Here is a 1,440-nt window from a genome sequence, read left to right on the forward strand (position 1 = left end):
GGCCCGGCCGCCGCGCGGATCGCCGCCAGCGCGTGCGCCAGGAAGTCCGTCAGCGCCGCCGGCGTCCACGCGACCGCCGGCCGCGGCGCCTCGCCGAAGCTCGGCCAGTCGATCGCGATCACCCGGTGGCGCGCCGCCAGCCTGTCCTGCAGGCCCGCCATCTCCCGCCGCGTGGAGATCGACGACAGCGCCGGCAGCAGCAGCACCGGCGAGCCCTCGCCCCGCACCTCCTGCCCGACCGGCAGGCTGTGCCCCTGCCAGCGCCACACGCCGATCATCCCGCCAGCCGATCCGCCGATCCTTTGTCCGGTCGCCACACTCACCGTGCCGTCCATGCCTGCCTCCCTGTCCCCGGCCCCTATGTGGGCGTCCGGCGCGACAGGCGCACCCGCGCCTCGATCACGCGGGCCAGATGCGCCGCACTCGCCTCGGCCGGCTGGTCGGCGGCATCCAGCACGATGTCGGCCTCCGCCGGCGCCTCGTACGGCGCGCCGATGCCGGTGAAGCCCGGCAGCCGTCCGGCGCGGGCGGCGGCATACAGCCCCTTGGGGTCGCGCGCCTCGCAGGTGGCGAGATCGGCGCGGACATAGACCTCGTGATACGCCTCGCCCACGATGGTGCGCGCCATCGCCCGCTGCGCCCGCGTGGGCGAGATCAGCGCCGTGATGACGACCAGCCCGTGATCGGCCATCAGCCGCGCGACGGCGGCGGTGCGGCGGATGTTCTCCGTCCGGTCGGCCTCGGAGAAACCCAGATCGCTGGTCAGCCGGGTGCGCAGCGCGTCCCCGTCCAGCACCGCGACCTGCATCCCGCGCGCGAACAGCAGCGCCTCGGTCTGGCGCGCGATCGTGCTCTTGCCGGCCCCCGACAGGCCGGTCATCCAGAACACCGCGCCGTAATGCCCGTTCGCCCGCGCCCGGTCCCGCGGCAGCACGGCGCTGGTGCCGGGAAACACCGCGGGCGTCGCACCCAGCGCCGCCGGACCCAGCAGCGGTGCGGCGCCGAGGACGCGCTGCCACGCATCGACCAGCACGCCCCGCCCGCCCAGGGCGCCGGGCTCGAACGGATCGAACAGCACGCCCTGCGGCGCGTGCAGCGTGACGTCGGCGAAGCCGTCCGGCGGCACCTCCTCGGCACCCCCCGGCCGCACGTCGCCCTCGACCGCCTGCACCGCGTCGATCGCGGCGACGCTCACCGGATACTCGGCGGGGCCGAGGCGGAGCGTATAGGCATCGCCGACGCGCAGCGCCTCGGCATGCAGCCAGAACAGCCGCGCCCGCAGCCGGGCGGCCCGCATCGGCGGGGCGTCCGGGCCATAGATCATGTCGCCCCGCTCGACCACGACATCGGGCGTCAGCACCACGGCGACCGACTGCCCGGCCATCGCGGCGACCGGCGCCGGGGCGTTCCAGACGCGAAACCCCGCGACCCGCGCCGGCG

2 protein-coding genes are annotated in these 1,440 nt (G+C 76.0%); both read right to left on the minus strand.

All coding sequences use genetic code 11. From position 1 onward, the window contains the following. On the minus strand, positions 1–335 hold a 335-nt coding region (locus B8460_RS12200), incomplete at its 3' end, for an alpha/beta fold hydrolase (protein WP_148360573.1). Positions 336–358: 23 nt separating this feature from the next. Continuing rightward, positions 359–1,440: adenylyl-sulfate kinase (gene cysC / locus B8460_RS12205; RefSeq protein WP_048861878.1), on the minus strand; the 1,082-nt coding region annotated here is incomplete at its 5' end.

Origin of the sequence: Acidisphaera rubrifaciens HS-AP3 (assembly GCF_000964365.1) — a bacterium.
GTDB lineage: Bacteria > Pseudomonadota > Alphaproteobacteria > Acetobacterales > Acetobacteraceae > Acidisphaera > Acidisphaera rubrifaciens.